Origin of the sequence: Actinacidiphila oryziradicis (genome assembly GCF_005047355.1) — a bacterium.
GTDB classification, from domain to species: Bacteria; Actinomycetota; Actinomycetes; order Streptomycetales; family Streptomycetaceae; genus Actinacidiphila; species Actinacidiphila oryziradicis.
The window spans coordinates 1-6,921 of the sequence record NZ_SUMC01000203.1 but is presented as its reverse complement, the minus strand read 5'-3'; the positions used below and the strand labels follow the sequence as shown (position 1 = coordinate 6,921).

The window sequence follows — 6,921 nt, the reverse complement described above, 5'->3', positions numbered from 1 at the left end:
CGGGATCCCGGTGCAGATACGATGGCTCAAGGCCGTGCGGGCCCCTCTTGACGTCACAATCATGATCGTCTCGCACGGCCGTTTGCATGCTCAGACCGGGGTCTCAGCTACCGCGCACGACGTCGTATGACGAGAACGGCGGCTTCTGGGCAACCGCCGGCGGCTCCCTGGAAGACCAGGAGGACTACCCCACCGCCGCGCGGCGCGAGCTGCGGGAGGAGCTCGGCCTCGACAACGTCGAGCTCGGCCCGCAGCTCGCCGAACGCAGCCAGGTCCACCACGTTGGCGGCCGCCCCGCCCACCAGGTCGAGCGCTACTACCTCGCCCGCATCGACCCCGCCGCCGTCGACCCCGCCCGCGCCACCCAGCCCGACGGCATCCGTGCCCGCCGCTGGTGGACCCTGGGCGAGCTGCGCGCCACCCAGGAGACGGTCTACCCGATCGGCCTCGCCGCCCTGATCGCCGACGTACTCGACCAGGGCACACCGCAGCGGCCCGTCGTCCTGACCGGCTGATCCCGGAAGCCCGGACTACCCGGCCGCGGGCGTCTTCGGCCGCGCTTCCACCTTCACCGCCGAACGCGCATCTACCAGGTCCTCCCGGGCAATGCCACCCCACCACTCATCCGCTGCGATCCGGCCCGCCAAGTCGCGCAGTCGCTCGCGCAGAGTCGCCATCTGCTCCAGCTGTTCCGGCGTCCAGGGCCGCCCGCCGGTCTCTGGATCAATAGGCGGGGTGGGAATCGCGACGAGCTCCGCATCGGCGGCGTACCACTCCTGCTGGAGTCCGATGAGCCGCTCCGGGACGTCGAACGTCTTCTTGGGCTTGGCCATGCCGCGATCGTACGTTCGACACAGCAGCGCACTGCGTGCGGCACGTCCCACATGCTCAGCCCGGCAGCTCCACCGGCGGAGCACGCGTCCCCGGATCGCGGTTCCGTCTGCGGTCGAGTCCAACCGCCGCTGCCACTGATCCGCAGGCGCTCACTCCCGCCGCGCGTCCCGGATGCTCCGCTCCAACGCGGCCATGAGGTCCACCACGGGCTCCGGCTCCAGGCCCGCCTCCAGCTCCCGGCCCGACCCCTTGGCCACGATGAGCTGCTCCAGCGCCACCGCGTACTCGTCCCGCAGGTCGCCGATGTCGACGCCGGCCAGCTGATCCATGAGCAGCTCGGCCAACGCCAGCTCACGATCAGTGACTGGTGCCGACGACGACAGGTCGCCGGGGTCGCGAATCTCCTCCGGCCAGCGGAGCGTGTGGAGCACGAGCATGCCGTGCCGCGGCCGAAGGATGGCCAGCCGCTCCCTCGTGCGGATGGCGACCTTGCAGACGGCGATGGTGCCGTGCCGAGCCAGGGCCTCGACGAGCAGCGCGTAGGGGCGTTGGGCAGTGTCGCCGTTCGGGCCCGCCCAGTACGGGCGGTCGTACAGCAGCGGGTCAACGTCGCCATCGTCCACGAAACCGAGGACCTCCGCGGTGCGCTTCGACGGCAGCGGCAGGTGCTCGAGATCCCCGGCGTCCAGGACCACGACCCGCCCGTCGGGGGCCTCCCAGCCGCGGCGGATCTCCTCCTGCGGCACCTCCCGCTGCTCCCGCTCACACACCCGCCGGTGGCGGATGCGCGACCCGCAGGTGTGGACCTCGTGCAGCGGGGTCCGGGCGTCCTCGGCCGCGGCGTAGAGCTTGACGGGGATGGTGACCAGGCCGAAGCTGACGAAGCCCGACCAGATGGAGCGCATACGGCCAGCCTGCGGTATGCGTGCGAAGGGCGCACGGCGGGTTAGGCCACATACGGGGACGGCGAGGCCGCATAGTTGCCTGGATAGGTGGGAACTATGGCGGTCATCCCCGCTACGCTCGAACCGCGACGGCGATATCAAGGCGATATCGCTCCCTGGAGGACAGCATGAGCGCGCAGCCAGCGGACACCGGCCACCTCGCACGGCCCGAGCCGACCATCCGCTCCGTCCGCGCCGCCCTGCCTGCGGAGCACCGCGACGCCTTCCAGGCCGAGATCGAACACACACCGCTCCACCTCATCACCAAAGTCCTCGCCGACTGGGACATCCGCGCCCGCGCCCTCAACATCCCCGAGATGGTGGCCATGGCGCAACGCATCGAAGACGAGCGAGCCGGACGAGCCGCCCGCCCCCGCGTACTGGCCGATGCTGAGATTCGGGACATCGCGCCCGCGCTCCGCCCGTAGTCTGACCGGGTGCCCTACGAGATCGACCTCACCGACGAGGTTGCCGACGACTACCAGCAAATGCCGGCCTGGGCGCAACGCTCCTTCGAAATGGCGCTGGACGACGCTGCGGATGATCCGCACCTGCTGCCCACGTTCCTGCCATCCTTGCCGTCGTCGAGGGTCCTTGAGTTCGCTGGCGGTCGCGGTTCGTGCATGGTGGAGATCGCCGAGGAAGACAAGCGGCTGATCGTCCGCTACCTCAACCCGCCCCGTTGAACCCCACACGCACTGGGGCGTACCGGCACGGTCAATGTCCGTCCGGCGAACCGGACAGCGGAGGACCCCGGCAGCTTGATCGCCGGAGTCCTCCGCTGCGTCTCGGGATCAGTCGCGTGGGCTGTGGTCCGGGTGCAGTGCCCGGCCCACCGCTGAGTCGAGCGCGTGGGGATCGACTGCGGCGAACACCGCGCCGTCGTCCGGGACTGGTGCACGGTCGGCGGCCCGCGCATCCGCCACAGGTAGTCGACGAGGTGGGCCAGGCGCTCGCCCTTGTCGGCCAGGGTCTCGAAGTCGCCCTTCTCCAGGGCCTGGGCGAGCCGGGGCAGATGTTCCAGGATCTCGCTCCAGCGCCGGGCGACGGCTTGCTGGGAGCGGGTCAGCCCGTTGTCGCCGACCGGGTCGATCCGCTTGTTGTAACGCGTCATCGTCTGCCCCTTGTCAGATGTCGATGTCCCCGAGCGGCGGGAGGTCCCGGAGCGCGGCTGGCAGCTCGGTGATGCCGCGCTGTACGTACCAGCCGCGGGCCCAGCGCAGGACGGCGGCGCGGCCGAGCCGCCACTCGTCACAGAACTGCGAGAGCACGTCGGAGCAGAAGTCTTCGCGGAGGGCGACGAGGGTGTCGTCCTGCGGCCATTCGCTCATGGACAGGCCGGCCTTCTCCGGGGTGCCGAGGTCGAGGGCGTCGGCGAGGATCGCGGCGGCGGCCCGGCTGGTGCCGCCGCCGTTGTAGCCCCAGCCGTATCCGCCGAGCTCGTCCTCGTCCTTGGCCTTGAGCTCGCGCAGCACCTTCACGTTCTCGCGCTGGGTGGGGCCGTCCTCGGGCTTCTCGACCCGGAGCCGGGCGGGCTGCCACCCGTCCTCGTCGCTGCCAACTCCCTGGATGCCGTGGTACGTACGGTCCTCGTACGTCATGCTGTGTCCCCTCCCGTTGATCGCTTCGCGGAGGCTCCCACCTTGCCGGAGCCGGGCCCTGGCCAACAGGGCACCGTCGGTCAGCCCCGCGGCGGGAAGAGTTCGAGCAGAGCGAGTCGGAGGAGAGGTCTTCCGTGCGCGCAGCCCACGAAGTGCCCAGCTGGTGGTGGCGACGACGAGGGCGGTGGAGAGGCTGCCGAGAAACTCCGGCAGTGCGGCGGCACATACGTTCACGGGGCCACCGCCGTGGTCTGTGCAGCTGCACGGTCGTGGTTTCGGGAGGCGAGGCGCTTGAGTTTGCGTCGCACGCGTTCGCCGAAGGCGACGGGGTCTTGAGCACCGGCGCAGAGGGCTGCTTCGGTCCAGGTGGCGACGTCGGCGTGGGTCCAGGCGAGCGCGACCGCGCGTTCGTCCGGATGTAGGACGCGCAGTAAGGCTTTCAGACGGGCGTCACCTAAGACTGCCTCGGTGACGGTGTGCTGGGGGTCGGGGTAGCCGGTGAGCAGGTCGTACAGGGACAGTCCGTCCCCGAGTGGGGTGTCAAGCAGCAGGAGGCGGGAGCCGCGCGTTCTGCGCCGCCACAGCGGCATCAGCTGGCGGTGAAGCTTATCGACCTCCGTCTTGAGGTGCCCCAAGGCTTCGGGACCGAGTCGGTCACCGCGCAGGAGGGGAGCGACCCAGTCGCCGAGCAGCGCAGTCGAGACGGCCTCTCGCCACTTCGTGCCCTGTCGGCCGATCACTTGGGTCGCGAAGGAATCCACCAGGTGGTCCGCTCCCAGGATCGCAGCCTGGCGAGCGCCCAGTGCGTGCGCGAGGCGAAGCGTGCCTGCTTCCAATGCCTGGAAACTGACCGGTGGCGCGGTCTGGTCTTCGAGGTCGTCTGTGAACAGCTGCCGGGAGAGGGTGCCGTCCTCCTCGACCGCGACCACCGCAGGACTGAAATCGAGTCGGCGGAGACGATTGGGATCTCCGATGACGATGACGCTACGGCGGTCAAAATTGGCGCTCACGAAGTTCACGGGCACCGCGCCGTTGTCGACCGGTATGTAGATGTGGTCGGGCGGTCTATCGGCCGCGGGCTCGGAGGCGGTGTGGGCGGTCATGCGGTGCGGGCTCCTCAACAAGATCAGGGACAGCTTCCCTTCTCGGTCGCGGCACGGCCCGTGTCCGGCAATAAATCTCCGATTCACTCTGTGGCGCCTGTCACATCGATGTCGCAGCCACGGCCGCCGAGCCGATGGCAACGGCGCGAGCCGGCTGTCGTGCTGCTTCGGGGAGTACTCGTGGACGAAGCCGGGGCGTCCGGTAAGGCAGGGACCGCGCCACCTGGCGCGTGATGCTGGCCCGTGGAGCGTGCGGTGCTGTAGGGATGTTCGGATTTCGTCGTGTCGGATCCCTCCCGGTTTCCGTAGGAAGGATGCAGACTGTGGAGCGCGGCATTCCTCTTCCGCTCCCCCCGGCGGGGGTGTGCCGCATTGGTTCCGCGCAATTGCCCTCGGGCGCGTTGAACCGACTGGGCCGCCCCACCTCCAGGGGCGGCCCGTCGTCGTGCTGGTCTGGGTAGTGGAGGTCCCCGACGGCCCAGGGTTAGCGGGCGAGCGCACGTGCGCCGCAGCGCGACGTGTGCGGCACGTCGCCACGCACTCAGTCCAACAGCTCCACCTGCGGAGTACGCGTCCCCGGAACGGGTGCGCCACGTCCAGCTGCGCCCGTACGCTGCCGAATGTGGCAGCAGACATTCGCAACACCGCCCCGTTCAAGGCCCTGGCCGCGCAGACGGACGCCGAACTCCTCACCCGCGGCCTGGAAGTGGACCCGGTCGCGGTCCGCAACGTCCTGGCCCACATGGTGGGCCTGGTCGCCGACCGTATGGGCATCCAGCCCCGTTCCGCGCTGCGCTACGTCGATGCGTCCGCTACCGCGGACACCATCGCGAAAGCCTCGGATCCGGACACTGCCGGTGCCGAGAACGTCCACGCCGTACGCCCGGTCCGCGTCGACGACCGCGAGATCGTCATGCCGCGCTTCGCCCCGGGGCGCCCACTGATGGCGCTGGCCCAGGCTGCGAAGTACGCCTCCGGCAACGGCGACCGGCGCATCACCAACCACGCCCTGGACCTGATCACCGAACTCGGGGCAGCTACCTCAGCCAATCTCGACAGTCCCGACATGCGTGTCGCCGTCGGTGTCCTGGATGAAGCCGCCGACATCCTCGAACGGGTCGCCGCCCACATTGAGGCCGGCGGCTGGAGCCTGTGCCAGTGCGGTGAGGACCACCAAGGCGGTCTGGACGCCAAAGTGGCCGCCACGATGCGCGGGGACGCCGACTTCGCCCGCCAGCTGCGCGCCCACGTCGGCAACTAAGTCTGCAACCGCACAAGCACCCGCCGACGTGCCGCCACAGCAGTGTTCATGCAGGCCGCCGTCGGCTGCGCTGGCGCCGAGGCTTTCTGCGCTCGCGGTGCTGCAGGATCTCGCGCCACAGTTCCAGTTTGTGTCCGGATTCCTCCGGCATGAGGACCTGGGCCAGCAGAGCCATGGACGGGACGACGACGGCCGGCACCACGAAGGCTGCTACGGCCCACCACGGGGCCCCCGCAGTAGCCAGTGCGGCGGCCGCTGCCTGGCCGCCGGCGAACACCCCCGCCGCCGCGACGGCCCGCCGCCGTTCCGGCCGCGAGGGCGGCATGGCGGGCGTGAGCATCGCCGGCGTCCGTTGCTGGGCGTCGCGCCGCGGGGAGTTGGGGTCTGGAGTCATCGGGGTTCCTTCGGTGTCGGGCATGGGCGGGCGGTCCGCCGCATGCGGTGGGGTGGAGGATGAAGAGCTCCACCCCTTTGTGTCGCGGGGTGGAGCTCAGACGGTGGGGTGTGATGGATGTCGGCGTGGTGCGTGCCAGGTGGCGGGCAGCACTGTGGCGGGAAGCGTTGTTAGCGGCGCAAGTTCGCTGGCCACGGTCGGCAGTCGTGAGTGTTCACGGGCTCTGATCTGTGGTTTTCGCAGCCTCGGACTCCAGGACCCGGCTGATAACACAGGTGGGGGTAAGCGGCGCAACCCCCTGTAGTCGTAGGCTCCGGCGAGTGGGACAGGTGGGCAGGGCCAAGTGGCCGCGCCGTTGTGCTGTGACTCTGCCGTTGGCGTCCCGGAGGATGCCATCCCCCTCCACCCTGGTTGTGCTGCGGTATGGCTCGTGCGCTCGCCGACCGGAGGGGATGGCGCAGCGGTATGGGCCCTTTCCGTTATGGGGGGTGGGCGGCCCGTTCGTGAGGGGTCTCTTTGCTTGAGATTTAAGCCTTCTTCTTGCGTCCCTTGGCCTTCCCGGTGTCCGTTTTGATGGCCTTGGTGGCGACGGGGTGTCGTTGAGCTGGGGTGTTCTTGCCGCCGCGGGGGCGGCCGGGACCGGGAGTGCTGGTTTTGGGCAGACGGCTCGGGGTGCCCAGCCGTTCACGCAGATGTCGATATCCGCGGCGTACTCGGTGCGGGCTCAGTCCGCGTCCCGGCCGGGGAGGCTTCTCCCAGGGCCGACGCAGGTCTGCGACGAGGT

At 69.7% G+C, this 6,921-nt stretch carries 10 protein-coding genes and 1 pseudogene; 4 read left to right on the top strand and 7 right to left on the bottom strand.

Annotation, left to right across the window (positions count from 1 at the left end; translation table 11 throughout):
* The first annotated feature begins 86 nt into the window (after positions 1–86).
* Positions 87–515, top strand: a complete 429-nt coding sequence (locus FCI23_RS53110; RefSeq protein WP_136731254.1) for an NUDIX domain-containing protein — start codon at positions 87–89, stop codon at positions 513–515.
* 15 nt (positions 516–530) lie between these two features.
* Here the strand turns inward: FCI23_RS53110 and FCI23_RS53105 are convergent, their stop codons facing one another.
* Positions 531–833 (bottom strand): hypothetical protein, encoded by a 303-nt coding sequence (locus FCI23_RS53105; RefSeq protein ID WP_136731251.1) that lies wholly within the window; start codon positions 831–833, stop codon positions 531–533.
* A gap of 150 nt (positions 834–983) precedes the next feature.
* Positions 984–1,739 carry a non-homologous end joining protein Ku gene (gene ku / locus FCI23_RS53100; protein ID WP_136731250.1) on the bottom strand — a complete coding sequence of 252 codons (756 nt, stop codon included), beginning with the start codon at positions 1,737–1,739 and terminating at the stop codon, positions 984–986.
* A 167-nt stretch (positions 1,740–1,906) separates the two neighbouring features.
* On the opposite strand from ku, the gene FCI23_RS53095 reads away from it, so the two are divergent.
* Positions 1,907–2,206 carry a hypothetical protein gene (locus tag FCI23_RS53095; protein WP_136731247.1) on the top strand — a complete coding sequence of 100 codons (300 nt, stop codon included), beginning with the start codon at positions 1,907–1,909 and terminating at the stop codon, positions 2,204–2,206.
* Positions 2,207–2,215: 9 nt separating this feature from the next.
* The gene (locus tag FCI23_RS53090) at positions 2,216–2,464 is read left to right on the top strand and encodes a hypothetical protein (protein ID WP_136731245.1); all 249 of its coding nucleotides are present in this window, start codon (positions 2,216–2,218) and stop codon (positions 2,462–2,464) included.
* Here FCI23_RS53090 and FCI23_RS53085 read toward each other — a convergent pair.
* The 3 genes from FCI23_RS53085 to FCI23_RS53075 all read right to left on the bottom strand — a co-directional run bounded on the left by FCI23_RS53085 (position 2,443) and on the right by FCI23_RS53075 (position 4,482).
* Positions 2,443–2,892, bottom strand: a complete 450-nt coding sequence (locus tag FCI23_RS53085) for a hypothetical protein (RefSeq protein ID WP_136731242.1) — start codon at positions 2,890–2,892, stop codon at positions 2,443–2,445. The genes FCI23_RS53090 and FCI23_RS53085 overlap by 22 nt on opposite strands.
* A 13-nt stretch (positions 2,893–2,905) precedes the next feature.
* Entirely contained in the window at positions 2,906–3,379 is a 474-nt protein-coding gene (locus FCI23_RS53080; RefSeq protein ID WP_136731239.1) for a DUF6166 domain-containing protein, read from the bottom strand.
* Positions 3,380–3,609: 230 nt separating this feature from the next.
* On the bottom strand, positions 3,610–4,482 hold the full coding sequence (locus FCI23_RS53075) for a hypothetical protein (protein WP_136731236.1): 873 nt from the start codon (positions 4,480–4,482) through the stop codon (positions 3,610–3,612).
* Positions 4,483–5,104: 622 nt separating this feature from the next.
* Between FCI23_RS53075 and FCI23_RS53070 the strand changes: the two genes are divergently transcribed.
* Positions 5,105–5,743 carry a hypothetical protein gene (locus FCI23_RS53070; protein WP_136731233.1) on the top strand — a complete coding sequence of 213 codons (639 nt, stop codon included), beginning with the start codon at positions 5,105–5,107 and terminating at the stop codon, positions 5,741–5,743.
* A gap of 46 nt (positions 5,744–5,789) precedes the next feature.
* On the opposite strand, the gene FCI23_RS53065 is transcribed toward FCI23_RS53070, so the two are convergent.
* Complete coding sequence (locus FCI23_RS53065) at positions 5,790–6,137, bottom strand: hypothetical protein (RefSeq protein ID WP_136731231.1); 348 nt, start codon at positions 6,135–6,137, stop codon at positions 5,790–5,792.
* A gap of 527 nt (positions 6,138–6,664) precedes the next feature.
* Positions 6,665–6,921 (bottom strand): annotated as a pseudogene (locus FCI23_RS58995) (NF041680 family putative transposase); the annotation flags it as partial.

Bases quoted from the DNA above. Each gene is read 5' to 3' on its own strand.
- FCI23_RS53085 (WP_136731242.1), bottom strand. From the start codon at position 2,892: ATGACGCGTTACAACAAGCGGATCGACCCGGTCGGCGACAACGGGCTG.
- FCI23_RS53080 (WP_136731239.1), bottom strand. From the start codon at position 3,379: ATGACGTACGAGGACCGTACGTACCACGGCATCCAGGGAGTTGGCAGC.
- FCI23_RS53065 (WP_136731231.1), bottom strand. From the start codon at position 6,137: ATGACTCCAGACCCCAACTCCCCGCGGCGCGACGCCCAGCAACGGACG.
- FCI23_RS53105 (WP_136731251.1), bottom strand. From the start codon at position 833: ATGGCCAAGCCCAAGAAGACGTTCGACGTCCCGGAGCGGCTCATCGGA.
- FCI23_RS53075 (WP_136731236.1), bottom strand. From the start codon at position 4,482: ATGACCGCCCACACCGCCTCCGAGCCCGCGGCCGATAGACCGCCCGAC.
- FCI23_RS53095 (WP_136731247.1), top strand. From the start codon at position 1,907: ATGAGCGCGCAGCCAGCGGACACCGGCCACCTCGCACGGCCCGAGCCG.
- FCI23_RS53110 (WP_136731254.1), top strand. From the start codon at position 87: ATGCTCAGACCGGGGTCTCAGCTACCGCGCACGACGTCGTATGACGAG.
- ku (WP_136731250.1), bottom strand. From the start codon at position 1,739: ATGCGCTCCATCTGGTCGGGCTTCGTCAGCTTCGGCCTGGTCACCATC.